Consider the following 25015-nt stretch of genomic DNA (forward strand, 5'->3'; position numbering starts at 1 on the left):
CCACCATCGCCGCCGGTTTCTCGGTGCTGGAGGCCGGCGCGATCCCCGCGTACATGGCATGGGTGCCGGCCACCGCTGCGTCTCTGCCCGGAAATGATCTGACACCTGTGCCCTCATCGGGGCTGTTCGACGTAACAGTTTGGCATCGCGGGTGCTGATTGATCGGTTTTTCCCGCTGTTTGCCTAAGAATCGAATGTCAAGCGGCGGTTGAGGCACGATCCGATACCAACCGTCCACTCAGCGGTTTCCGGGTGGACGCATCGGGAGCTATGGTCACCGCCATCGGTGACCCCTGTCACCACGTTGTCCGTACCCCCAAGGACGAGGTGAAGCACACATGCGTGCACCCAGGCCGAAGGCCGCGATCGCGGCCATCGCGGTCGCGGCCCTCGCGGTAGCAGGCTGCGCCGAGAGCAACCGCGACGACAAATCCGGCGGTAGCAAGAAGGACACCCTCGTCTTCGGCGTCGCCGGAGACCCGAAGGTGCTCGACCCGAGCTTCGCCAGCGACGGTGAGTCGCTGCGCGTGGCGCGTCAGGTCTTCGAGACCCTGGTCCGACCGGAGGAGGGTGGCACGAAGGTCACCCCCGGCCTGGCCGAGTCCTGGACCCCGGACGCCGCCGGCACCACCTGGACCTTCAAGCTCCGCTCGGGCGTGAAGTTCCACGACGGCACCGACTTCAACGCCGAGGCCGTCTGCGTCAACTTCAACCGCTGGTACAACGCCAAGGGCCTCATGCAGAGCCCGGACGTGACCGCGTACTGGCAGGACGTCATGGGCGGCTTCGCCAAGAACGAGAACGCGGATCTCCCGCCGAGTCTCTTCAAGTCCTGCACCGCCAAGGACGCCACCACTGTGGACCTGGCCTTCACCCGGGTCTCCAGCAAGGTCCCGGCCGCGCTGATGCTCCCCTCGTTCTCCATCCACAGCCCGAAGGCGCTGCAGGAGTTCGACGCGAGCAACGTCGCGGGCACCGCCGAGGACATCAAGTACCCGTCGTACGCGACGGAGCACCCGACCGGCACCGGCCCGTTCAAGTTCAAGACCTGGGACGTGGCGAACAAGACGCTGACCCTGGAGCGCAACGAGGACTACTCGGGCGCCAAGGCCAAGCTGAAGACCCTCATCTTCAAGACGATCTCGGATGAGAACGCCCGCAAGCAGGCGCTGCGCTCCGGTGACATCCAGGGCTACGACCTGGTTGGCCCGGCCGACGTCGAGCCGCTGAAGAGCGAGGGCTTCAACATGCTCACGCGCCCGGCGTTCAACGTGCTCTACCTGGCGATGAACCAGAAGGGCAACCCGAAGCTCGCCGACATCCGCGTCCGGCAGGCCATCGCGTACGCCCTGAACCGCCAGCAGCTGGTCACCTCCAAGCTGCCGCCGGGTGCCAAGGTCGCCGACAACTTCATGCCGGACACCGTCGAGGGCTGGAACGGTGACGTCACCAAGTACACCTACGACCCGGCCAAGGCGAAGGCGCTGCTGGCCGAGGCCGGCGCGTCGAACCTGACGCTGAAGTTCCACTACCCGACCGAGGTCACCCGGCCGTACATGCCGAACCCGAAGGACATCTTCGAGTTGCTCTCGGCGGACCTGAAGGCCGTTGGCATCACCGTCGAGGCGATCCCGCTGAAGTGGAGCCCGGACTACCTGAACGCCACCACCTCGGGTAGCAAGCACGACATCCACTTCCTGGGCTGGACCGGCGACTACGGCGACGCCTACAACTTCATCGGCACCTTCTTCGACCGGCCGAAGGACGAGTGGGGCTTCAACAACAAGGCCCTGTTCGACCAGTTCAAGGACGCGGACGGCACCGCCGACATCGCGGCCCGGACCGAGAAGTACAAGGCCCTGAACAAGTCCGTGATGGAGTTCCTGCCCGGTGTGCCGATCTCGCACTCGCCGCCGGCGATCGTGTTCGGCAAGGACGTGACCGGCGTCAAGGCGAGCCCGCTCACCGACGAGCGGTACGCGACCGCCGAGTTCAAGTAAGTCCTGATCTGACGCAGCAAGGAACGCGGGCGGGCGCTGTCGCACAGCGCCCGCCCGCAACCCTCCGCACCCCTTCGAGGCCGCCGTGTTCCGGTTCATCGTCAGGCGCCTGCTTCAGCTGATACCCACGCTGTTCGGGCTCTCCCTCCTGCTCTTCATCTGGCTCCGCCGACTCCCCGGCGGCCCCGAGACCGCCATCCTCGGCGAGCGCGGCACCCCCGAGATGCGGGCCGCGATCCGCCGCAACATGGGGCTCGACGAGCCCATCCTGGTGCAGTACGGCCGTTTCGTACGGCGGATGATCAAGCTCGACCTGGGCACCTCGACCTCCACCAAGCGGGCGGTCACCACGGAGTTCATCGAGCGCTTCCCCGGCACCGTCGAGCTGACCATCACCGCGATGATCATCGCGATCGGCGTCGGTATCCCGCTGGGCTACCTGGCCGCCCGTCGTCGCGGCCGTTTCCTGGACCACGCGTCAGTGGGCGGCTCGCTGATCGGCATCTGCATCCCGGTCTTCTTCCTGGGCTACGTGCTCAAAGCGATCTTCTCGGAGAACCTGCACTGGTTCCCGTCCAGCGGCCGGCAGGACCCGACACTCGGGGCGACCCGGGTCACCAACTTCTTCGTCCTCGACGGGTTGATGACCCGTGAGTGGGACGCCGCCGCCGACGCCCTCTGGCATCTGGTGTTGCCCAGCATCGCGCTGGCCAGCATCCCGCTGGCGATCATTGTCCGGATCACCCGGGCGAGCGTGCTGGAGGTGCTGAACGAGGACTTCGTACGGACCGCCGAGGCGAAGGGCCTGACCGAGCAGACGGTTCGTCGCCGGCACGTCCTGCGCAACGCCATGCTGCCGGTCGCCACCTCGATCGGTCTGCTCGCGGGCGGCCTGCTTTCCGGCGCGGTGCTGACCGAGACCGTCTTCGCCTTCAGCGGCATCGGAGCGTTCGTCGCCGAGGCCATCGGCCAACGCGACTATCCGGTGCTGATGGGCTTCATCCTGATCATCGCGGTGGTGTACGTGCTGGTGAACCTCCTGGTCGATCTCTCCTACAGCTTCATCGACCCGAGGGTGAGGGTGCGATGACACTCAGCCCAGGCAAGAAGCGCGAAAAGATCGACAGGCTCTCCGAGCTGGCCGCCCGCGACGACGAGCGGGGCGTCAGCCTCTGGCAGGAGGCGTTCCGCCGGCTGCGGGGTAACCCCGCCGCGATCGTCGGCGCTGTCATCCTGGCGCTCTTCGTGCTGGTCGCTGTGGTCGGCCCGTTCCTCGTGCCGTACGCGGCGACGGACACGATCGGTATCCGGGAAGGGCTGATCAAGCCGGGTGTCATTCCCGGCCCGACCGGCGACCACTGGTTCGGTTACGACCACCAGGGCCGCGACGAGTTCAGCCGGATGATCGTGGGCGCCCGCCAGACCCTGCTGGTCGGCGTGGTCTCCACCCTGATCGGTCTGGCGGTCGGCGCGCTGATCGGTGGCGTCTCCGGCGCCGCGGCCGGCCTCGGTGGCCGGTGGGGGCGGTGGATCGACACCACCCTGATGCGCTTCATCGACATGCTGCTGGCGATGCCGAGCCTGCTGCTGGCGGTGAGCATCGCCGCCCTGCTCGGGGCCAGCCTGACCACTGTGATGATCGCGGTCGGCGTGGTCTCGGTGCCGGTGTTCGCCCGGCTGCTGCGCGGCTCGATGATCTCCCAGGCCAACAGCGACTACGTGCTGGCGGCGACCTCGCTCGGCGTCAAGAAGTCGAAGATCGCGCTGACGCACGTGGTGCCGAACTCGCTCGCCCCGGTGATCGTGCAGGCCACGCTGACCCTGGCCACCGCGATCATCGAGGCCGCGGCGCTCTCCTTCCTCGGCCTCGGCAACCCGGACACCGCCGTACCGGAGTGGGGGGTCATGCTCGCCGACGCGCAGCAGTACCTCGGCATCCGGCCGTCACTGGCGATCTACCCGGCCGTCGCGATCATCATCACCGCGCTCGGCTTCACCCTGCTGGGTGAGGCGATGCGCGAGGCCCTCGACCCGAAACTGCGGAAGTAGGCCCGCAATGGCACTGCTCGAAGTTGAAGATCTCTCCGTCACGTTCGCCCGCCGTGGTCAGCGGGCCGTGCACGCCGTCGACGGGGTGTCCTTCTCGGTCGACGCCGGTGAGGTGGTCGGCCTGGTCGGTGAGTCCGGCTGCGGCAAGAGCGTCACCTCGCTCGCGATCATGGGCCTGTTGCCCAAGCAGCCCGGCCTGCGGGTCGGCGGCAAGGCCGTCTTCGACGGCACCGACCTGCTCCAGCTCGACGACCGGTCGCGCCGGGACATCCGGGGTCGGGACATCGCGATGATCTTCCAGGACCCGCTCTCCTCGTTGAACCCGGTGATCCCGATCGGGTTGCAGGTGACCGAGGTGCTCACCCGGCACCGAGGGATGAAGGGCGAGGCCGCCGCGAAGGAGGCCGCGGCGCTGCTGGACCGGGTCGGCATTCCCGACCCGAAGCGGCGGCTCAAGGAGTACCCGCACCAGCTCTCCGGTGGGATGCGCCAGCGCGCGCTCATCGCCATGGCGGTGGCCTGCCAGCCACGGCTGCTGATCGCCGACGAGCCGACCACCGCGCTGGACGTCACCATCCAGGCCCAGATCCTCGAGCTGCTCAAGGAACTGGTCCGGGACTCCGGCACCGCACTGTTGATGATCACGCACGATCTGGGCGTGGTGGCTGGCATGTGCGACACCGTCAACGTGCTCTACGGCGGCCGGGTGGTGGAGACGGCCCGCCGTCGTCCGCTGTTCCGCCAGCCGCGTCACCCGTACACGGTCGGTCTGCTCGGCTCGGTGCCGCGCCTGGACGCCGGGCGGGGCGAGAAGCTCAACCCGATCCCCGGTTCGGTCCGCGACCTGCTGCCCTGGCCGGACGGATGCGCCTTCGCCCCACGCTGCGCCCGCCGGGTCGACGAGTGTGTGGGTGAGCCGCCGGAGCTGGTGCACGCGCACGACGGACGGAGCTACCGGTGCGTCAACCCGGAGCCGCTGCCGGGCATGGTGCCCGCCCCGCGCGAGGAGGAACAAGCGTGAGTGACGACGACATCCTCGTCGAGGTGCGCGACCTGAAGGTGCACTTCCCGATCAAACGGGGGGTGCTCTTCGACCGGGTGGTCGGCCAGGTGAAGGCCGTCGACGGTGTCGACCTGAGCATCGCGCGCGGCAAGACCTACGGCCTGGTGGGTGAGTCCGGCTGCGGCAAGTCCACGTTGGGTCGGGCGCTGCTCCAGCTCACCCCGCCGACAGCAGGCGAGGTCAGCTTCGACGGCGTCGAGCTGACGACGCTGCCGTCCGGCAAGCTGCGCAGCATGCGTCGCCGGATGCAGATGATCTTCCAGGACCCGATGTCCAGCCTCGATCCCCGGCAGAACGTCGAGTCGATCCTGACCGAGGGCCTCCAGACCCACGGGATCGGCACCGACCGGACCGACCGTCGGCGGATCATCGGCGAGACCCTGGACGCGGTCGGGCTGCCGCGCTGGGCGCTGTCGCGCTACCCGCACGAGTTCTCCGGCGGGCAGCGGCAGCGCATCGGCATCGCCCGCGCGCTGGTGCTCGGGCCGGAGCTGATCGTCGCCGACGAGCCGGTCTCGGCGCTCGACGTGTCGATCCAGGCCCAGGTGGTCAACCTGCTGGACGAACTCCAGGACAGTCTGGGGCTTACCTATCTGGTGATCGCGCACGATCTCGCTGTGGTCCGGCACATCTCCGACACCGTCGGCGTCATGTACCTGGGCGCGCTGGTCGAGGAGGCGCCGAGCGACAGGCTCTACACCGAGCCGCTGCACCCGTACACCCGGGCGCTGATGTCGGCGGTGCCGGTGCCGGATCCGGACGTGGAGGACCGCCGGGAGCGGATCCTGCTCGCCGGTGACCTGCCGTCGCCGGCCAACCCGCCGTCCGGCTGCCGCTTCCACACCCGCTGCCCGTGGGCGCAGCCCACCCGGTGCGCGGACGAGCGACCGGTGCTGCGGGACATCGGCGCCAGCCGGGTGGCCTGCCACTTTGCCGAGCAGATCGCCAGCGGCGAGCTGCGCCCGCACGGGGTCAGCGCGCAGATCGTCCGACCCGAGGGCGAGGGGGACGCGCCGGGCGTGGTCTCCGCGCCCACCGAGCCGGGCTCGTACGTCTGAGACTGGACGCGGTGCCGGCGCTCGTCAGCCCTCGGGGCGGTTCAGCAGCCCCACCGCGACGCCGTGCACCGCGTCCAGCCCAGCCGGGTCGGCCAGCGTGACCGACGTGCCGGTAACCGCGTACCACTCGTCCGCGTCCTTGTACTGCACCCGCACCGTGACAGTGCCGTCCGCGTACTCGGTGCGCAGCGTCAGGTCGCCGGTGACGACACCGACCTCGTCGGTCATCACGCCGCCGGGGCCGGGCACGATGTCGGTGGTGCGGGCCTGCGGGCCGGCTGCCCCGCCCGAGTCCGCGACCATGCCGGCACCCGGCACGGCGGCGGGGCTCTCGGCGGTGCCGTCAGCGGTCATACCGGCGGCGGACGGGCCGCTCTCCCCGGCGGCGGTCACGAGTCACTCCCCACTTAACAGCCCTCCAACATGTCGGTCAGGGCGGCCTTCTCGGCGCTGGTCACCGTCAGCTTCCAGTAGTGCTTGACCGTCACCCAGTCCTGGGCGTATTTGCACCAGTAAGACCGGTTCGCCGGTTTCCACTGGGACGGGTCCTGGTCACCCTTTGCCCGGTTCGACGAGGCGGAAACCGCGAAGAGCTGCGGACGGGTGGTGTCGTTGGCGAAATCGCCGCGCTTCGCGTTGTCCCACTCGTCGGCACCCGAGCGCCAGGCGTTGGCCAACGGCACCATGTGGTCGATGTCCACGTCGGAGGGATCCGAGAAGCTACGACCGTCGTACACGCTCTCCCAGCGCCCACCGACCACGTTGCAGCCGGAGAGCTTCACGTCCTTGCCGTCGCGCTGGAGGATGCTGTCCCGGATATCGCAGTTCTTGCCGGTGTCCCGCCAGTGCGGAAATCGCTCCCGGCTGTAGCCCTTCATCGAGCCGGCGGTAGCGACGGTGAGCTGGCTCAGCTGCTCAGCGGCGTTGCCGCCGTCGCTCGACGGCGGTGTGGTCGGCTCATCCTGCGGGACGCAACCGGCCACGCCGAGCGCCAGCGCCGCGGTAAGCGCGGCCACCGCCGCTCGCGGTCCTGATCTGGTACGCACAGACGACACCTCTCCAGCTTGGGGGCTCCCGGCGATTGCGCACAGTACCCGGGCACGGTTTCGGCGTTTCGTGGCGTCTCCCACATGATGCAAGGCACATTGGTGGGATGACCGCACCCGTACCGGCGACCGCCCTCCGGATGGGCACCACCGCCGGCCGGGGCACGCTGCTCGCCGCCGTACTCGCCTCTGGAATGGTCTTCCTCGACAGCACCGTCGTCAACGTGGCGCTGCCGAAGCTCGGGCAGGATCTCGGCGCGAACGTCGCCGATCTTCAGTGGACCATCAACGGCTATCTGCTGATGCTGGCGGCGTTCGTGCTGCTCGGTGGCGCGCTCGGCGACCGCTTCGGCCGGCGACGCATCTTCCTCATCGGCGTGGTCTGGTTCACCGCCGCCTCCGTGCTCTGCGGGCTGGCCCAGGACACCAGCATGCTGATCGCGGCCCGGTTCCTCCAGGGCGCCGGTGGCGCGCTGCTCACGCCCGGGTCGCTGTCGGTGCTCCAGGCGAGCTTCCATCCCGACGACAGGGGTCGGGCGATCGGTGCCTGGGCCGGGCTGTCCGGGGTGTCCACAGCGCTGGGCCCGTTCATCGGGGGCTGGCTGATCGACTCGCTCTCCTGGCGCTGGATCTTCTTCCTCAACCTGCCGATCGCCGTGCTGGTGCTGCTGGCCGCCCTGCGCTGGGTGCCGGAGAGCCGGGACGAGAGCGCCTCCCGCACCGAGGGACGGGGTCGGGCCCGACGTCGGTTCGACGTCGCCGGCGCTCTGCTCGGAGCGCTCGCGCTCGCCGGCGTCACCTACGCCCTGATCGACGCGCCGGCCCGCGGGTTCGACTCCGCCGAGGTGCTGATCGCCGCAGTGATCGGGGTGCTCTCCGCGGTGGCCTTCGTCCTGCTGGAACGGCGGCGTGGCGACGCGGCGATGCTGCCCACCGGGCTGTTCGGCAGCCGACTCTTCTCGGTGCTGAACATCTTCACGGTCGTCGTCTACGCGGCGCTCGGCGGCTTCACCTTCTTCTTCGCCGTCTACCTGCAGAACGTGGTCGGCTGGTCGGCCTTCCGCACCGGCATCGCGTTGCTGCCGATGACCCTGCTGCTGCTGGTCGGCTCCGCGCGCGCCGGTGCGCTGTCCGCCCGGATCGGCCCACGGCTGCCGCTGGCCATCGGACCGGTGGTCGCCGCGGTCGGCCTGCTGCTGCTGCGCGGCGTCGGACCGGGCGCGTCGTACTGGCGGGACGTGCTGCCCGGGGTGCTGCTCTTCGGCATCGGGTTGACCCTGGTGGTGGCACCGCTGACCGCGTCGGTGCTGGCCGCCGTGCAGGACCGGTTCTCCGGGGTGGCCAGCGGGTTCAACAACGCCGCCTCCCGCGCCGGCGGACTGCTCGCGGTGGCTGCGCTGCCGCTGCTGGTCGGGCTCTCCGGCGGCGGGTACGAGCAGAAGGCCGAACTGACCGACGCGTTCCGGGGCGCGATGGAGTGGTGTGCGGGGTTGCTCGTGGCCGGCGCGCTGCTGGCCCTCGTGCTGGTCCGCCGACCGCCCCGGGAAGCCCCGCCGTCCCAGCCCTGCCACTCACTGCCCGCCGCGACACCGCCGGCCCAGCCGAAGTGAAGGGAGAGGTTATTCGGCCGCGTGCGGTGCCCGATGCGGCCCGGCGGGGAGCAGCCCTTGCAGGACCACCTCTGCCAGGGATCGTGCCCAGCACTCAACTTCCTCTGCGGTCGGGTTTACCGGCCCGCCGAGACGTTGGGTCATCGGGCTGTGAGTCAGTGCCAGGGCGGGACCACTGACGGCGGTGAACAGCACGGCCAGCGGTATCCGCGGCACCCGTCCGGCGTCCATGAGTCGTTCCGCGACAGGCCACAGTCGGGCCAGGAACTGGCTGGTGTAATTGCTGAAGATGTAATCCAGCCGACCCGAGTCTGCGGCCGACTCCTCCGACATTATCCGGTTCGCCTGAGGGCTTTTCGCGGCGAACGAATAGAACTCGACGACGGCTCTCCTGAAGACCTCACCGTCGTCCAGGTCGGCCTCGAAGACCGTGTTGATCTCTCTTGCCATGCCTTCCATGGCGAAGTCGATCACCACGCGCCAGAAGTTCTCCTTCGACCCGAAACGGTCGTTGATGAAGTTGTGGCTGACGCCGAGACGTTTAGCGAGTTCGCGAACCGAGGCACCGCGATAGCCCATTTCCGCGAAAGCGTCGAGCCCGCGTTGCAGGATTTCGGAGTCGGTCAGGACAACCTGGGGCTCTCGCGTGCGGGCCGGTCGTCCAGGCAGTTGACTCCGCTGATCCCCGGACACGCGCCACGCTCCAATCCCCGGTAGGGGGCTCGACCATCTTCACCCGAGATGTCGCCCCTGGTTCAGCGTACGGGAGTGGCCGAACCTCCCCGATGTCCCCGCTCGGCTCACGGCGCAACAGGGACGCCGGGCGTGACGCGCCTCTCGCTTGACACGTGTCAGACAGGACGTAATCTGACAGGTGTCAGACGGTTGGCGAGGGGCCTTCCCGCCACCCCTGACGGTGACCTGCCCCAGCTGGAGCGGTCCTTGACGGAACGCTGCTGCCGCTACGCAACCCGTAAGGAATGTGTGAATGAGCCTCCCCATGCAGGCCTCGACCTCGGAAGATCCGCGCTACACGAAAAGCGGTGCCATCTACGTACCGGCCGGTGAGGGCATCACCAAGTGGGTGGCCGGCGACGTGTACACCATGAAGGCCACCGCAAAGACGACCAACGGTTCACTCGGGCTCGTCGAAGCCTCCGTGCCGCCTGGCGGTGGGCCGGTCGCGCACGTACACAACAGCGGCGACGAGGCGTTCTACCTACTCTCCGGTGAGCTTGAGTTTCTTGACGGAGATCGCACCTACACGGCCCAGTCGGGCGACTTCCTCTTCGTGCCGCGAGGCATCCGCCACCGTTTCACGAACAAGAGCCTCCACACCGCAAAGCTGCTCTTCATGTTCACCCCAGGCGGCTTGGAGGCGTCCTTCGTCGAGGGTGGCGACGACCCGCAGCCCGGCGTGCCGGTCCCGCCCTGGGACATGGCGCGCTTCGGACTGATGAAGGAAGTAGTGGACCGGCTCGACCTGGACACGGACATCCTTCCGGAGATGCCGTGACACGCAGCACCGTCGAAGCTCCGCCGCAGGTGATCCGGGTCTCCTGACCGGCAGCGGGCGGACCGGATAGGAGGCGGTCCGCCGTGCGGACCGCCTCCGTCTTGTCAGCTCCGGGCGCGGTTGACGGCGCTGGTGACCGCCTTGATCGACGCGGTGACGATGTTGGCGTCGGTGCCGACACCCCAGACCGTCCTGCCGTCCACCTCACACTCCACGTACGCGGCGGCCTGCGCGTCACCACCGGAGGAGAGCGCGTGCTCGTGGTAGTCGAGCACCCGTACGCCCACCCCGACCGACTGGAGCGCGTTGACGTACGCGTCGATCGGGCCGTTGCCGACCGCGGCGAGCGAGCGCTGCTCGCCGCCCACACCGACCTGGGCCTCGATCTCGACCTTGCCGTCCACAGTGCCGATCGTGTAGCCGGCCAGCCGGACCGTCGGGTCGGGCTGGTGGTCGAGCAGGTAGTGCGTCGCGAAGATCTCCCACATGGCGGCCGGGTCGACCTCGCCGCCGTCGTGATCGGTGACCTGCTGCACCACGCCGGAGAACTCGATCTGGAGCCGGCGCGGCAGGTCCAGTTGGTGCTCGCTCTTCATGATGTACGCGACGCCGCCCTTGCCGGACTGCGAGTTGACCCGGATGACCGCCTCGTAGGTGCGGCCCAGGTCCTTCGGGTCGATCGGCAGGTACGGCACCGCCCAGGTGTGCTCGTCCATCGGTACGCCGGCCGCCTTCGCGTCGGCGGCGAGGGCGTCGAAGCCCTTCTTGATCGCGTCCTGGTGGGAGCCGGAGAAGGCGGTGTAGACCAGGTCGCCCGCGTACGGGTGGCGCTCGTGCACAGGCAGCTGGTTGCAGTACTCGACGGCTCGCCGGATCTCGTCGATGTTCGAGAAGTCGATCATCGGGTCGATGCCCTGGGAGAAGATGTTGAGCCCCAGGGTCACCAGGTCGACGTTGCCGGTGCGCTCACCGTTGCCGAACAGGCAGCCCTCGATGCGGTCCGCGCCGGCGAGCAGGCCCAGCTCGGCGGCGGCCACGCCGGTGCCCCGGTCGTTGTGCGGGTGCAGGCTCAGCACCACGCTGTCCCGGCGCGGCAGGTGCCTGTGCATCCACTCGATCGAGTCGGCGTACACGTTGGGGGTGGCCATCTCGACGGTGGCCGGCAGGTTGATGATCAGCGGACGGTCCGGGGTCGGGTCGATCACGTCGATCACCCGGGAGCAGACCTCCAGCGCGTACTCCAGCTCGGTGCCCGTGTACGACTCCGGCGAGTACTCGTAGAAGATCTCCGTGTCCGGGGTGTGGATCTCGGCGTACTTCTGGCAGAGCCGCGCCCCGGTGGTGGCGATGTCGGCGATGCCGTCCCGATCCAGGCCGAAGACCACCCGCCGCTGGAGGGTGGAGGTCGAGTTGTAGAAGTGCACGATGGCCCGCTTCGCGCCGCGCAGCGACTCGAACGTCCGGTCGATCAGGTGCTCCCGGCACTGCGTGAGCACCTGGATGGTGACGTCGTCCGGGATCATGTCGTCGTCGATGAGCTGCCGGACGAAGTCGAAGTCGGTCTGGCTGGCCGACGGGAAGCCGACCTCGATCTCCTTGTAGCCCATCTGGACCAGCAGCTGGAACATCCGGCGCTTGCGCTCGGGCGACATCGGGTCGATCAGGGCCTGGTTGCCGTCGCGGAGATCCACAGCACACCAGCGGGGGGCGGCCTCGACGGTGCGGGTGGGCCAGGTGCGGTCGGGCAGTTCGACCCGGAACTGCTCCCGGTACGGCTGGTAGCGGTGGTACGGCATCCGGCTCGGGCGTTGCCGGGCGATCGGATCGGTTTCGGCGTCGGTGACAGGTTGAGCCATCTCAGAGTGCTCCCTGGAACATGTGGCGTCAGCAGATCGGAAGGTGTCGGCGAGATGCCGGGCGACGGTGCGCGGCGGTGCCGAGAAGAAACTCGGATGTGCTGGACGGCGCGATGCGACTCCGCGACGAGGTGCCGGCCGGTCAGGCCTCGTCGCGGCGGCTAAGGAGGAGCAGCGCCTGCCACATGACCAGGTCACCCTACGTGATGGAACCGGGGGTGGAAAGACAGGTCCGGACTATGGGACCGGGGTCATGGCCGGCTTCGCGGCCTCGGCACCCAGCCTCGGCGTCCGTTGCGCCCAGGCCACAGCGGGCACGATCGCCACCGCTACCAGCACGAAGATCGCTGCCGTCGGTAACCAACCCCACCCGCCGGTGGTCACCCCGAGCGCTGTCAGCCCCGCCGGCGCGATCAGGTACTGGACCTGCACGCCGAGTCCGAGCGCCCCCACGTACGCACCGCGCTGGTCGGCCGGCGGGAGGGTGGCGGTGAGCCCCCAACTGCCCGCCGACTCGATCAGCTCGGCCAGGATCAGCAGCAACGCGGCGGCTACCAGCACCACCACTGTGAGCGCGCCCCGAGTGACGCCGGAAATCGGCAGGACCAGACAGAACAGCGCGATCAGCAGTCCACCCCGACGGGAGGCCCGGGCCGCTCCCGCCGCGGTGTCCGCGCCCCGGCTGACACGTACCTGGAGCAGCACGATCAGGATCGTGTTGAGCAGCACCAGCCCGGCGATCACCGTCTTCGGGGCGTCGGTGTGGGTGAGGATCCACAGCGGCAGGACCGTCAGGTAGAGCACCCCGTGCGCGGTGAGCAACCCGGACAGGACTGACACCGCCATGAACGGCCGGTCCCGGAGCACGGCGAGCCGACTCATCGGCTCCGCCGGTCGGGCCACCTGCGGCAGCCGGGGCAGTCGCCGCACGAAGAGGGCCGTCACGAGGAAGACCGTCGAGATGAACCAGACCATCCCCCGGTACGCCGTGATCGTGTCCACCGCCAGCACCAGGCCGCTGATCACCGCGCCGAGCCCGAAGCCGACGTTCAGCGACGAGCGCTGGTACGCCATCGCCGTGACCCGTTCGGCAGGCGGAAGCGCGTTGATCGAGTAGACCTGCCGGGCCACGCCGACAGCGGCGTCCACTGCGGCCAGCGCCACCACGACGGCGAGGAACCCCGCGAAGCCACCCACGAACGGGTAGGTCGCGAACAGCGCCGCGTTCAGCACCAGCCCCACCACCCAGACCCGCTGCGGCCCGTACCGGTCGGTGAGCCCACCCAGCGGCACCGTGCCCAGCAGCGACACCCCCGCCGCGATGGACAGCCCCAACCCGACCTGCGCGGCGCTGAGCCCGAGCGCCCGGGTGAAGAAGACGGCGCTGCCGGCGTGGAACAGGCCGCTGCCGACGGCGTAGACCATGGCCTGCACGGCCAGGGCGCGGGTCAGCCCGGCCGGCGGTACGACGTCTCGAACGGCGGTGCGGATGGTTTCTCTGGTCCCCATGTTCGGGGAGTGAATCGGTTCCCCATGACCCCGGTCGAGTCTTTTAGGCTGGATCGAATCCTGCTCCAGGGGGGCGTGTGTCCGAGTTGCGGTTCAGCCTGGCCGACGTGGCGGGAGTGCGTCTCGCCGTGTCACCGGCCAACGAGACGGTCATGAGCATGTGGGCGCTGGCCAACCCGGTGCGCTACGCGGTGCACCTGCCTTGGATCGACCGGGCCCGGGTGACGTTGCGTCGTCCCGAGGTGGCCGACCGGGTTCGACCTCTGGTGGGGTTGGTCGTGCCGGGTCGCTGGCTGCCCGACTTCCTGACCCCGGCGGCCCGACCGAACGTGGAGATGGCCGAGCAGCTCGACCAGATCGCCGCGACACCGCCGGCCGTGGTGGTCCAGGACCTGCTGGCGACCACCTGGCAAAAACCGCTGAGCCCGTTCGGGCGGGCGCTGCTCGCCGACCCCGGCGGGCTGCTGCCGCAGGTCGTCGACGCGGTGCGGGTCTGGTACGACGAGGCGATCGCCCCGGACTGGCAGCGGATGCGGGCGCTGCTCGACGCCGACGTGGCGTACCGGGCCGCCCAGCTCGCCGAGAGCGGCGCCGGGCAGTTCTTCGAGCAGCTCCACCCGAGCCTGCGCTGGCACAGCGACCGGGTGATCAGCGACGACACGTTCGAGCGGGACTTCGACCTCCGCGGTCGTGGGCTGGCGCTGAACCCCACTGTGTTCACCGAGCAGCACGTGCTGTGGAACCTGCTGGAGGATTCGCTGCCGGTCGGCGCGTACCCGGTCCGTGCCGTCGGGACGCTCTGGGAGGCGACCACACCGCCCCCCGGCGACCCGCTGGCACGGGTGATCGGGCCGGGCCGGACCGCTCTGCTGCATCTGCTCGAGACTGCGCTGACCACCACCGACCTGGCCCGACTCACCGGGATGTCCGCCGGAAACGTGTCCCAGCACCTGGCCGCGCTGCACGGCGCCGGCCTGGTGTCGCGGTCCCGCGAGGGTCGGCACGTCCGCTACCGCAACACCGATGCGGCGGCGGTCCTCCTCCGGGCCAGCCGGGGCGGGTGACCCCGGCGCTCGATCAGCGCAGCAGCAGCTCGGCGACCGGGCGGCGGTGCCGCAGGCCGGTCTCCCGGGCGTGCAGGTCGGCGGGGAGGGCGAACGGGTCCCCGAGCCGGCCGACGGCGGCGACCACCAACGGGCGGACGCCTCCGGGCAGGTCGAGTTCGGTGGTGAGTCCGGCCCGGTCGAACCGGGTGAGCTGGTGCACGTGCAGGCCGAGCGCTGTGGCCTGCACTGTCAGGTGAGCGATCGCCTGCCCCAGGTCGTACGCGGCCCGCTCGGTGTCGAGGCCGGTGTGGGCGCCGACCACCAGTGTCGCGGCGTGCCGGATCCAGATCTGGTCGTCGACCGGGAGGCTGATCAGGATCCGTTTCCAGGTCTCGTCGTCGCGGTGGCCGAGGGCGAACCGCCAGGGCTGCCCGTTCTCCGCCGACGGGGCCCAGCGCGCGGCCTCGAGCAGCGAGGCGGACTCCTCCGGGGTCAGCTCGGCGCTCGGGTCGAAGGCTCGTGGGCTCCAGCGGTAGGCGAGCAGCGGGGTGAGGTCGGCCATACACCGGATCGTCCTGTATGGGTGATTCGCCCCTCAGGATGGGGTGGCCGAATGTGGGCAAGAGCACCCGTAACGGGACGAAGATCAGGGCGTTCCCGCGCCCGGGCTCTCCGACGGGTCCGGGGTCGGCGGCGCCGCGATGTCGAGCGGCTCCCGGTCGATCACCACCGGACCGGCCAGCTGCACGGTGGCCGGCGCCGGGCCGGGTGCGGCGGCCAGCCGGAGCGTCCCGGCCCCGGTCCGGACGCCGGTCGGCGTGCCGTCCTTGTCGTAGCAGTAGATGCCCACATCCAGCGGGGCGTTGAGCGACGCCGAGGTGGAATCCACCGAGTAGCAGGTGCCGGTGAGGCCCTCGGGCGCGTTGGCCGGAGCGACCGCCAACGGCGCGCGTCGGTCGGTGAGGACGTCCAGCCAGTCGGTGAGCAGGTGCTGGACCCGGGGGTCGGACCGGCGCGGGATCGCGTCGTCGCGATCACCCAGGCGGACGCAACTCGCCGACTCGGTGTGACCGGCCGACGGCAGGGCGCACTGGAACAACCCGTCGGCGGTGCTGGCCATCGAGACGTCGGCGGTGCCACCCAGGGCGCCCCCCGGCACGTCCACCCGCCAGCTCCCGTCATTCGCGCTGGTGAACACGATGGTGCGATCCGGTTGGCCCGCCTGGCCGTAGACATATTGGGCCACCAGGTGACGGTCCTGAGCCGCCGCGGCCAGCGCCGCCAGCTCATCCCGTGCGGCGTCCACCTCGACCGGCCCCGGGTCGGCGGGCGGCGGAGTCGGAGGCTGCTCACTGGTGCAGGCGACCAGGAGGGCTGGCAGGGCGAGGACGAGCGGCCCGAGCACACGGCCGGCCGAGCGGATGAGGACGGGCACCGGCCCATTCTGGTGGGTGCGGGCGGTTGGCGGGTGCCGGCGCGTACCCGGCTCGTCCCGGCGTGTCGGGTGGGGTGTCCCGGCGTACCCCGTTCGACCTGGTGGGACCGGTCTCGCCGGTCCCGGCCGGGCCGGATGGTGGGATCACCTGACCCGGCTTCGTTATCCGCCGGATACCCTCATGAGGTCTGACACGCGCCGCCGGCCCCGGTTCCGGCGGCGTCGGCACGCTCAGGGTCGCTGGGAGGGAGTGCACCGTCGTGGCACTCGTGGTGCAGAAGTACGGCGGGTCCTCCGTCGCCAACGCCGAGCGGATCAAGCGGGTGGCCGAGCGCATCGTCGCCGCCCGCAAGGCCGGCGACGACGTGGTGGTGGTGGTCTCCGCGATGGGCGACACCACCGACGAGCTGCTCGACCTGGCCAACCAGGTCAGCCCGCTGCCGCCGGGCCGCGAGCTGGACATGCTGCTCACCGCCGGGGAGCGGATCTCCATGGCCCTCCTGGCCATGGCCATCCACAACCTGGGGTACGAAGCCCGCTCGTTCACCGGCTCGCAGGCTGGCGTGATCACCACCTCCGTGCACGGCCGCGCCCGAATCATCGACGTCACCCCCGGGCGGCTCAAGGGCGCGCTCGACGAGGGCTCGGTGGTCATCGTGGCCGGCTTCCAGGGCGTCTCGCAGGACACCAAGGACGTCACCACGCTGGGCCGCGGTGGTTCGGACACCACCGCCGTGGCGCTCGCCGCAGCCCTGCACGCGGACGTCTGCGAGATCTACACCGACGTGGACGGCATCTTCACCGCCGACCCGCGGATCGTGCCCAACGCCCGACACATCCAGCACATCACCTACGAGGAGATGTTGGAGCTGGCCGCCTGCGGCGCGAAGGTGCTGCACCTGCGTAGCGTGGAGTACGCCCGGCGGGCGGGGTTGCCGATCCACGTCCGTTCGTCATACTCGACCAACACCGGCACGATGGTCACCGGATCGATGGAGGACCTTTCCGTGGAGCAGGCACTGATCACCGGGGTCGCGCACGACCGCAGCGAGGCCAAGATCACGATCGTCGGGGTGCCCGACGAGCCGGGTGCCGCCGCGCGGATCTTCGACACCGTCGCCGGCGCCGAGATCAACATCGACATGATCGTGCAGAACGTCTCCACCGAGGGCACCGGCCGGACGGACATCTCGTTCACCCTGCCCAAGGCCGACGGCCCCACCGCGATGGCGGCGCTCAGCAAGATCCAGGAGCCGGTCAAGTTCAAGGGCCTGCTCTACGACGACCACGTCGGCAAGGTCTCACTGATCGGCGCGGGCATGCGCTCGCACCCCGGGGTGGCTGCCGGCTTCTTCGCCGCGCTCGGCGCCGCCGGGGTCAACATCGAGATGATCTCCACCTCCGAGATCCGGGTCTCCGTGGTCTGCCGGGACACCGACCTCGACGCCGCCGTCCGCGCCATCCACGACGCGTTCGAGCTGGGCGGCGACACCGAAGCCGTGGTCTACGCGGGGACGGGTAGGTAGCGCCGATGACGGCGCTGCCCACCCTCGCCGTGGTAGGAGCGACAGGTGCCGTCGGCACCGTGATGTGTGAGCTGCTCACCGGGCGACGCAACGTCTGGGGTGAGATCCGGCTGCTCGCCTCCGAGCGCTCCGTCGGGCGCCGGGTGCGCTGCCGGGGCGAGGAAGTCGTCGTCCAGGCGCTGACCCCCGAGGCGTTCGACGGGGTCCAGGTGGCCATGTTCGACGTGCCCGACGAGGTCTCCGCCGAGTGGGCGCCGATCGCCGTCGCCCGAGGCGCGATCGCCGTCGACAACTCCGGCGCGTTCCGGATGGACCGCGACGTCCCACTGGTCGTTCCGGAGATCAACCCCGAGCAGGTGCGCAACCGGCCCCGGGGCATCATCGCCAACGCCAACTGCACCACCCTCGCGATGATCGTCGCCGTCGCGCCGCTGCACCGCGAGTACGGCCTACGAGAGTTGGTGCTCGCCTCCTACCAGGCGGTCTCCGGTGCCGGCCAGGCCGGCGTCGACATCCTGCACGATCAGCTCACCAAGGTCGCCGGCGATCGGGCGCTCGGCTCGCGCACCGGCGACGTACGCCAGGCTGTCGGCGACGACCTGGGGCCGTTCCCGGCACCCATGGCACTCAACGTGGTCCCCTGGGCGGGTTCCCCGGCGGACAGCGGCTGGTCATCGGAAGAGATGAAGATCCGCAACGAGTCGCGGAAGATCCTCGGCCTCCCCGACCTCAAAGTCTCCGCCACCTGCGTCCGGGTGCCGGTGGTCACCGCCCACTCGGTCGCCGTGCACGCGGTCTTCGCCACCGAGGTCGACGCCGAGGGCGCCCGCGAGGCACTGCGCAACGCACCAGGGGTGATCCTGGTCGACGACCCCGCGGCCGGGGAGTTCCCGATGCCGATCGACGCCGTCGGCACCGACCCGTCCTGGGTCGGCCGGATTCGCCGCGCCCTCGACGACCCCCGCGCCCTCGACTTCTTCGTCACCGGCGACAACCTCCGCAAGGGCGCGGCCCTCAACACCGCCCAGATCGCCGAACTCCTAGCCAAAGAACTCCGCACCACCTAACCCCGCCCCCGGACCCCCCGCCCTCCCGGGCCCCGCCCCGCCCTCCCGGGCCCAGCCCCCGGACCCGCCCCCGCCGCCGCCGCCGCGATCTTGCAGTTTCTGTGGCGACATAAGGGACTAGAGCGACAAAACGACAACCGTAAGTGCAAGATCGGCGGGGCGTGGAGGCGTGGGGCGTGGAGGCGTGGGGCGTGGGGGCGTGGTGCGCGGGGCGCGTGGGGTGCGGGGTGGGGTTACGCGGCGGAGAGTAGGACGCCGTCTCGGCCTTGGCGTTTGACCGCGTAGAGGGCCTGGTCGGCTCTCTTCAGGGTGCGGTCGGGGGTTTCGCCGGGGCGGGGTAGCGCCACGCCCACGCTGATCGTGCGGCCGACGCGTCGGGCCGCCTCGGTGAGCCGTTCGGCGATCCGGACCGCCTCCTCCGGGCGGCTCACCTCGATCACCGCGACGAACTCGTCGCCGCCGATCCGGTACAACTCGTCGCCGTGCCGCAGCGCCCCCTCCAGCGCCCGGGCCAACCCGACCAGCACCCGGTCGCCGGCCTGGTGCCCGTACGTGTCGTTAACGGTCTTGAAGCCGTCCACGTCGATCGCCAGCAGGGCCGTACGCCCGGGGGTGGCGGCAGCGATCCGCTGCCCGAACGGGCCGGTGTGCCGCAACCCGGTCAGCGGGTCGGAGCTGGCCTGCTCCCGCAGCCGGGCCAGCGTGCGTAGCCGGTCCACGCTCGTCCAGGCCTGCCCGGCGAGCAACTCCATCAGGCTGACAGTGGTCGGGTCTGGGCGTAGCGCGCGTTCGTCGGCGACCAACAGCACCCCACCGGCGTCCGTTGGACCGACCGGCACGGCGACAAGCGTGCGTACCCCAGCCCGGGTCAACGGCCGGTAGTCCTCGGTGGGGGGATGCCCCGCCTCGCCCAGCGTGTACCCGGCGCCGTACCGGTGTGCCCGCTCGACCATCCGGTCCAGGGCGGCCGGGCCCGCCACGGTCAGCTCGGCGCGGATCCGGGTCTCCAGGTCGCTCGGCGTCGCCGGGGACGGGCCGAGCTGACCGCCGATCAGCAGTAGTGCGGTAGAGAGGGTGGAGACCTCCCGGGCGGCGCGGGCGGCGGCCCCCATCACCTCTCCCTCGGTCGGCGCGGAGGAGAGCGCGGCCGCATGCCGGAGCAGCTTCTCGCTGCGGCTCTCCGCAGGTGGGCCACCGACGGCGGCGATCCGCGCGCCGAGCCCGTCGGCCAGCCGCTGCGCGGTCTCCCGCCACGGCTCCAGGTCGGTCGGCTCACTCCACTGCAGGTCGAGTACGCCGATCGCCCGGCCCGTCGGGTCCAGCACCGGTACGCACAGCTCGGCTGTCACATCCGGGCGGATTGGCAGGTAGTCCGGGTCGACTGTGACGTCCGGGACGACGGCCGGAGCGCCGGTCGCGTACACCCGGCCGACGATGCCGGTCCGCGCCGGCACTGTGGCGAAGACCTGCCAGGCCCCGGTCGCGGCGACGCAGCGCAGGCGGTCGTGGACCGCGAGCAGCACGGAGATGGTCGCCGGGGTGTGGCGGGACAGCGCGGTGACCGTCCACCGACACGCCTCCGGCGTGCTCGACGCCATCGGCAGGCGGACGGTGACGTCACGGATGACTCGCTGATGATCCACTCGCACGTCGTTCCAGGTAGGGGAGGGGCTCGGCCGGCGCCGAACCGCTCGATCAAGCGTACTCACGGTGGCTGGGACCGGCCGGGCTTCGTACACACGTGCTATCCACAGGCTGTGGACGCAGCCTGTGGACACGTGGCCCCGCAGGATGCCGCGACCGGCGATAGCGTGGAGCATCCCGGCGCCGAGGAGGCGAGCCCATGCTCATCGCCCAGCTCAGTGATCCGCACCTGACCACCGGCCTGCTAGCCGCCGAACCGGCCGCCGGGTTGCACCGAGCGCTCGGCCGGGTGCTGGCGTTGCGACCCCGACCGGACTGCGTGGTGATCAGCGGCGACCTGGCCGACCACGGCCAGCCCGACGAGTACGCGGCGCTGCGCGAGGTGATCGGCCGCTTCCCGCTGCCGGTGCACCTGACCACCGGCAACCATGACGACCGGGAGTCCCTGCTCGACGCGTTCGGCGGCACGCCGTGGCTCGGCGGCGGCTTCTCGACCTACTACCACGTCGATCACGAGGCGGCGTCCGTCGTGGTGCTCGACTCGCTCGTCCCCGGCAGCGACGGCGGCCAACTCGGCGAGGAACAGCTCGGCTGGCTCGACGGGGTGCTGGCCGGGCGGCCCGAGGCGCCCGCCGCGATCTTCCTGCACCACCCGCCGGTCGCTGTCGGCATCCCCGCGGCGGACTCCATCCGGCTCGCCGACGGTGACGCGCTCGCCGAGGTGATCGGCCGCCACCGGCACGTCGTACGGGTCGGCGCCGGCCACCTCCACCGCCCGGTCACCACGGCGTACGCGGGCACTGTCCTCACAGTGGCGCCCAGCACGTGGAAGCAGAGCACGCTGACCATGAGCGCCGACGAGCAGATCGGTTGGGTAAACGAGCCCACCGCCTTCCTGCTGCACTCGGTCGAGGCCGGCGGCTGCGTGACCCACACCGTGCAGGTGAGCCACTCCGCAGGGCAGATCTGCGGCTTCTAAGGGGTCGTCATGCTGGCCTGGTACGTCTCGTACGGCTCGAACATGCACGCCGCCCGGCTGGGCTGGTACATCGGTGGCGGCTGCCCGCCCGGCGGAAAGCGGACGTACCCGGGCTGCCGCGACCGGCGCCCACCCAGCCGATCGACGCCCGTGTCGCTGCCCGGCGGCATCTACTTCGCCGGCGAGTCCGGTGCCTGGACCGGCGGCATGGCCTTCTACGACCCACACCTGCCGGGCGAGGCCGCGGCCCGCGCCTACCTGGTCACCCTGGAGCAGTTCACCGACATCGCGGCCCAGGAGATGTACCGCCCGCCGGGCGACACGACCGAGCTGATCCCGGCGACCGGCGCGGCCATCGACGCAGCCGTCGCCAACGGACGGGCCACGCTCGGCCCCGGGCGGTACGAGACGCTGATCTGCCCGGGCAGCCGCGACGGTGTCCCGATGCTCACCTTCACCGCCCCCGAGGGGGCGTCAGCAGTGCCGTGCCGACCTCCCGCGCCGATCTACCTCGGCATGATCGCCCGAGGGCTGCGCGAGTCGCACGGCTGGCCCGCCGAGCGGATCGCCACCTACCTGGCGGCCCGGCCCGGCGTGGCGGGCGCCTGGCCACCGGACGCCGTCGCTGACCTGGTCGACAAGGCGCTGGCCGACGACTGACGGCCGGCACGCGCCTCGTCGGCCGCTGGTGCTGTCAACCGAGCAGGAACTCACGCAGCGCGGGGGCCAGCGTCGCCGGCGGCACGTCGTGGTAACCGCCGTCGAGGCTCACGGACCGGCCGCCCGGAACGGCCTCGGCCGCCGCCCGACTCGCGTCCCGCAACCACTGTGGACTGCCGGTGCTGTCCACCCCGAGGGTGGGCGCGGTGATGGCCGCCAGCCGCTCGGCGGGGAGTCGCCCTCCGGCGGTGACGATCGCGTCGTACACCAGGGTGTGCGCGACAGCCGTCAGCCCACCCCACATCGGTTGCGACCGCATCCCGGTGATCTGCTCGGCCGGCAGCCCCACCGAGGCGCTGAGGAAGGTCTGCACCGCGCCGTCCCGGTCGTCGGCGGCGATCAGCTCGATGAGCTGCGGGGTGATGTCCTTGCGGACGCCCACGTGTGGGCCGACCTGGAACGGTGGCTCGAACATGACCAACTTGGTCACCGGCAGGCCCTGCGCGGTGGCGAGGGCGGCCAGGACGGCCCCGGAGGAGATGCCGTAGACGGCGGCGGAACCACCCGCCGCCGCGATCAGGGCGGCCAGGTCGTCGATCTCGCGGCCGACCTCGTACGGTGCGGTGTCGCCGCTGTAGCCCCGACCCCGACGGTCATAGCTGAAGGCGGTGAAATCCGGTGCCAGCGCCCCACCCAGGTCGCGGGTCGCGTTGCGATCGCTGAACGCGCCGCCGACGAGGACGACAGCCGGCCCGGCACCGATCCGCTCGAACGCGATGGGTGTGCCGTCGACCGATCGCACCTGCTCCGTCACGGGTGTCGTTCCGCTCACGATGCCGCCCCCACTCCTCGTTGGCTGTCCCGTCCTTTCTAGACCCTGGGTCCGACGTTGTCCGGCAGACCGCGTTAAACGATGATCGATTTCGGCCTCGGCGTACGCGCTGCTCCGATGGGCTGCCCGGGTCGACCGGTGGGCGTCCGGATGAGAGGCTGTCTGGGCGGGGGCCATGCGCAACCACCGTCATCCGCGACCCTTTCGACGGCGTCCGTCGGCGGCCCCGGTCGACCCAGAGGCCAGGCACCGTACGCGCCGATTCTCACGAGGAGATCCATGTTCATACCCGGGATGCGTCGGGCCGCTGTCGGCCTGACCGCGCTCGCGGTGGCCGCTTTCGGCGCGGTCGCCACCAGCCCTGAGCAAGCCGACGCGCGGCCGAAGCCGGTCGACGTCACCCTGCTCGCCCTCAACGACTTCCACGGCAACCTCGAACCGCCGAGCGGGTCCAGCGGCACCATCGCCGGGCAGACCGCGGGTGGCGTCGAGTTCCTGGCCACCCACCTTGCCGAGCTGCGCGCCGCGGCCAAGAAGAAGAACACCATCACCGTCGCCGCCGGTGACCTGATCGGTGCGTCCCCGCTGCTCTCGGCCGCGTTCCACGACGAGCCGACAATCGAGGCGCTGAGCATGGCCGGGCTGGACTACGCCAGCGTCGGCAACCACGAGTTCGACGAAGGCGCCGCCGAGCTGCTGCGCATCCAGAACGGCGGCTGCCACCCGGTGGACGGCTGCATCGACGGCACCCCGTACCGGGGAGCCGGCTTCCAGTACCTGTCCGCGAACGCCTTCAAGACCGCGACCGGCAAGCCGCTGATGGCGCCGTACGCGATCCACAAGGTGCAGGGCGTCAAGGTCGGCTTCATCGGCATGACCCTGGAAGGCACCCCGCAGATCGTCAGCCAGCAGGGCGTCGCCGGCCTCAGCTTCGCCGACGAGGCGGACACCGCCAACCGGTACGCGCGCGAGCTGCGCCGCAAGGGCGTACAGGCGATCGTCGTCCTGCTGCACGAGGGTGGCACCCAGGCCGCGACCGGCGGAATCAACGACTGCGTGGGCATGACCGGCCCCATCGTGGACATCACCAACCGGATGGACCCGTCGATCGACGTGGTGGTCAGCGGGCACACCCACCAGGCGTACAACTGCGACATCAACGGCAAGCTGGTCACCAGCGCCAGCTCCTTCGGTCGCCTGGTCACCGACATCGACCTGAAGATCGATCGCCGGAGCGGGGACGTCATTTCCGCCGCCGCGAACAACGTCGTGGTCACCCGCGACGTCGCCAAGGACCCGAGGCAGACCGCGCTGATCAACCGGTACAAGACCGTGCTCGGCCCGGTCGCCGGACGCCAGGTCGGCGTGACCAACGAGGCGATCACCCGGACTCAGGAAACCCTCTTCGGTACGAGTCTGGGCGAATCACCCCTGGGCAACCTGATCGCCGACGCCCAGCTCGCCGCCACCGACGACGAACAGAACGCCGTCGCCGCCTTCATGAACCCCGGCGGGGTCCGGGCCGACCTCGACGCCGGCCCGGTCACCTACGAAGAAGCATTCACTGTGCAGCCGTTCGCCAACAACCTGGTGACACTGGACCTCACCGGCGCGCAGCTCTACTGCGTCCTCGAGCAGCAGTTCGTCACCGGTCGGACCCTGTACCCGTCGGCCACAGTGGGCTACGTGGTCGACCCGAGCGGCACCACCGGTACGGTCGCCGACCCGTGCGCCGGCACCCGCGTGGTCCGGGGCAGCCTCACCCTCGGCGGCACCACAGTCGACACCGCCGCCACCTACCGGGTGACTGTGAACAACTTCCTGGCCGGCGGAGGCGACGGCTTCAGCGCCCTCACCGGCGGCACGAACCCGGTCACCGGCCAGATCGACCTGGACGCCTTCGTCGACTACCTGACCGCCCAGTCGCCGGTCTCCGCACCGACGCTGGACCGGATCCGCACCACCGCCGAGGTCCCCGCCGCCTGACGGCCGACCCTCGCGACATCGGGCCCCGGAGCACCAGCTCCGGGGCCCGACCCGTCCCCGACCCCGTCTGCCCGCGCCTGCACTTGTCCGTGCCCCTCGCGCCGCCACGCTCGCCGCGTGGGCGAAGCGGTTG

The 25015-nt window shown here is 70.4% G+C and carries 22 protein-coding genes; 13 read left to right on the forward strand and 9 right to left on the reverse strand.

Going from position 1 to position 25015, the window contains the following annotated elements:
- Positions 1–338: 338 nt before the first annotated feature.
- The 5 genes from AB0C20_RS23325 to AB0C20_RS23345 all read left to right on the forward strand — a co-directional run bounded on the left by AB0C20_RS23325 (position 339) and on the right by AB0C20_RS23345 (position 6170).
- Positions 339–2000, forward strand: coding sequence for an ABC transporter substrate-binding protein (locus AB0C20_RS23325; protein ID WP_238684840.1), 1662 nt, complete (start codon positions 339–341; stop codon positions 1998–2000).
- A gap of 85 nt (positions 2001–2085) precedes the next feature.
- Entirely contained in the window at positions 2086–3090 is a 1005-nt protein-coding gene (locus tag AB0C20_RS23330; RefSeq protein WP_124776655.1) for an ABC transporter permease, read from the forward strand.
- Positions 3087–4049 carry an ABC transporter permease gene (locus AB0C20_RS23335; RefSeq protein ID WP_238690386.1) on the forward strand — a complete coding sequence of 321 codons (963 nt, stop codon included), beginning with the start codon at positions 3087–3089 and terminating at the stop codon, positions 4047–4049. Before AB0C20_RS23330 ends, AB0C20_RS23335 begins: the two co-directional genes overlap by 4 nt.
- Positions 4050–4056: 7 nt before the next feature.
- A complete protein-coding gene (locus tag AB0C20_RS23340; RefSeq protein WP_357190874.1) occupies positions 4057–5070 on the forward strand; it encodes an ABC transporter ATP-binding protein in 1014 nt (337 codons plus the stop codon).
- Positions 5067–6170 (forward strand): oligopeptide/dipeptide ABC transporter ATP-binding protein, encoded by a 1104-nt coding sequence (locus AB0C20_RS23345; protein WP_357190876.1) that lies wholly within the window; start codon positions 5067–5069, stop codon positions 6168–6170. Before AB0C20_RS23340 ends, AB0C20_RS23345 begins: the two co-directional genes overlap by 4 nt.
- A gap of 24 nt (positions 6171–6194) precedes the next feature.
- Here AB0C20_RS23345 and AB0C20_RS23350 read toward each other — a convergent pair whose 3' ends face one another.
- On the reverse strand, positions 6195–6563 hold the full coding sequence (locus AB0C20_RS23350; RefSeq protein ID WP_357190878.1) for a hypothetical protein: 369 nt from the start codon (positions 6561–6563) through the stop codon (positions 6195–6197).
- Positions 6564–6577: 14 nt separating this feature from the next.
- Positions 6578–7216 (reverse strand): HNH endonuclease family protein, encoded by a 639-nt coding sequence (locus AB0C20_RS23355; protein WP_357190880.1) that lies wholly within the window; start codon positions 7214–7216, stop codon positions 6578–6580.
- A 107-nt stretch (positions 7217–7323) separates the two neighbouring features.
- Here AB0C20_RS23355 and AB0C20_RS23360 point away from each other — a divergent pair, with 107 nt between their 5' ends.
- A complete protein-coding gene (locus tag AB0C20_RS23360; protein ID WP_357190882.1) occupies positions 7324–8826 on the forward strand; it encodes an MFS transporter in 1503 nt (500 codons plus the stop codon).
- Positions 8827–8835: 9 nt separating this feature from the next.
- Here AB0C20_RS23360 and AB0C20_RS23365 read toward each other — a convergent pair whose 3' ends face one another.
- Positions 8836–9519, reverse strand: coding sequence for a TetR/AcrR family transcriptional regulator (locus tag AB0C20_RS23365; RefSeq protein ID WP_357190885.1), 684 nt, complete (start codon positions 9517–9519; stop codon positions 8836–8838).
- Between the two features lie 295 nt (positions 9520–9814).
- Here AB0C20_RS23365 and AB0C20_RS23370 point away from each other — a divergent pair, with 295 nt between their 5' ends.
- The gene (locus AB0C20_RS23370) at positions 9815–10342 is read left to right on the forward strand and encodes a cupin domain-containing protein (RefSeq protein ID WP_357190887.1); all 528 of its coding nucleotides are present in this window, start codon (positions 9815–9817) and stop codon (positions 10340–10342) included.
- A 104-nt stretch (positions 10343–10446) separates the two neighbouring features.
- Here AB0C20_RS23370 and leuA read toward each other — a convergent pair whose 3' ends face one another.
- Positions 10447–12198, reverse strand: a complete 1752-nt coding sequence (gene leuA / locus AB0C20_RS23375; RefSeq protein ID WP_357568731.1) for a 2-isopropylmalate synthase — start codon at positions 12196–12198, stop codon at positions 10447–10449.
- Between the two features lie 237 nt (positions 12199–12435).
- The gene (locus tag AB0C20_RS23380) at positions 12436–13707 is read right to left on the reverse strand and encodes an MFS transporter (protein ID WP_357568732.1); all 1272 of its coding nucleotides are present in this window, start codon (positions 13705–13707) and stop codon (positions 12436–12438) included.
- A gap of 77 nt (positions 13708–13784) precedes the next feature.
- Here AB0C20_RS23380 and AB0C20_RS23385 point away from each other — a divergent pair, with 77 nt between their 5' ends.
- Entirely contained in the window at positions 13785–14771 is a 987-nt protein-coding gene (locus AB0C20_RS23385) for a DUF5937 family protein (protein ID WP_357568733.1), read from the forward strand.
- Between the two features lie 13 nt (positions 14772–14784).
- On the opposite strand, the gene AB0C20_RS23390 is transcribed toward AB0C20_RS23385, so the two are convergent.
- Both AB0C20_RS23390 and AB0C20_RS23395 read right to left on the reverse strand, forming a co-directional pair.
- Positions 14785–15315: a nitroreductase family protein gene (locus AB0C20_RS23390; RefSeq protein ID WP_238684831.1), complete on the reverse strand. Its 531-nt coding sequence runs from the start codon at positions 15313–15315 to the stop codon at positions 14785–14787.
- Between the two features lie 84 nt (positions 15316–15399).
- Positions 15400–16188 (reverse strand): hypothetical protein, encoded by a 789-nt coding sequence (locus tag AB0C20_RS23395; protein WP_238684830.1) that lies wholly within the window; start codon positions 16186–16188, stop codon positions 15400–15402.
- A gap of 260 nt (positions 16189–16448) precedes the next feature.
- Here AB0C20_RS23395 and AB0C20_RS23400 point away from each other — a divergent pair, with 260 nt between their 5' ends.
- Both AB0C20_RS23400 and AB0C20_RS23405 read left to right on the forward strand, forming a co-directional pair.
- Positions 16449–17714: an aspartate kinase gene (locus AB0C20_RS23400; protein ID WP_030489892.1), complete on the forward strand. Its 1266-nt coding sequence runs from the start codon at positions 16449–16451 to the stop codon at positions 17712–17714.
- A 5-nt stretch (positions 17715–17719) separates the two neighbouring features.
- A complete protein-coding gene (locus AB0C20_RS23405) occupies positions 17720–18781 on the forward strand; it encodes an aspartate-semialdehyde dehydrogenase (RefSeq protein ID WP_238684829.1) in 1062 nt (353 codons plus the stop codon).
- Positions 18782–19014: 233 nt separating this feature from the next.
- Here the strand turns inward: AB0C20_RS23405 and AB0C20_RS23410 are convergent, their stop codons facing one another.
- Positions 19015–20424 carry a sensor domain-containing diguanylate cyclase gene (locus AB0C20_RS23410; RefSeq protein ID WP_357183184.1) on the reverse strand — a complete coding sequence of 470 codons (1410 nt, stop codon included), beginning with the start codon at positions 20422–20424 and terminating at the stop codon, positions 19015–19017.
- Between the two features lie 200 nt (positions 20425–20624).
- On the opposite strand from AB0C20_RS23410, the gene AB0C20_RS23415 reads away from it, so the two are divergent.
- Entirely contained in the window at positions 20625–21404 is a 780-nt protein-coding gene (locus AB0C20_RS23415; RefSeq protein WP_357183187.1) for a phosphodiesterase, read from the forward strand.
- Positions 21405–21413: 9 nt separating this feature from the next.
- Positions 21414–22064 carry a histone deacetylase gene (locus AB0C20_RS23420; protein WP_357183190.1) on the forward strand — a complete coding sequence of 217 codons (651 nt, stop codon included), beginning with the start codon at positions 21414–21416 and terminating at the stop codon, positions 22062–22064.
- Between the two features lie 34 nt (positions 22065–22098).
- Here AB0C20_RS23420 and AB0C20_RS23425 read toward each other — a convergent pair whose 3' ends face one another.
- On the reverse strand, positions 22099–22878 hold the full coding sequence (locus tag AB0C20_RS23425) for an alpha/beta hydrolase (RefSeq protein ID WP_357183193.1): 780 nt from the start codon (positions 22876–22878) through the stop codon (positions 22099–22101).
- 297 nt (positions 22879–23175) lie between these two features.
- Between AB0C20_RS23425 and AB0C20_RS23430 the strand changes: the two genes are divergently transcribed.
- Positions 23176–24882, forward strand: a complete 1707-nt coding sequence (locus AB0C20_RS23430) for a bifunctional metallophosphatase/5'-nucleotidase (RefSeq protein WP_357183196.1) — start codon at positions 23176–23178, stop codon at positions 24880–24882.
- The last annotated feature ends 133 nt before the right edge of the window (positions 24883–25015 follow it).

The organism is Micromonospora sp. NPDC048843 (genome assembly GCF_040649965.1).
In the GTDB taxonomy this organism is placed as follows: Bacteria; Actinomycetota; Actinomycetes; order Mycobacteriales; family Micromonosporaceae; genus Micromonospora; species Micromonospora hortensis.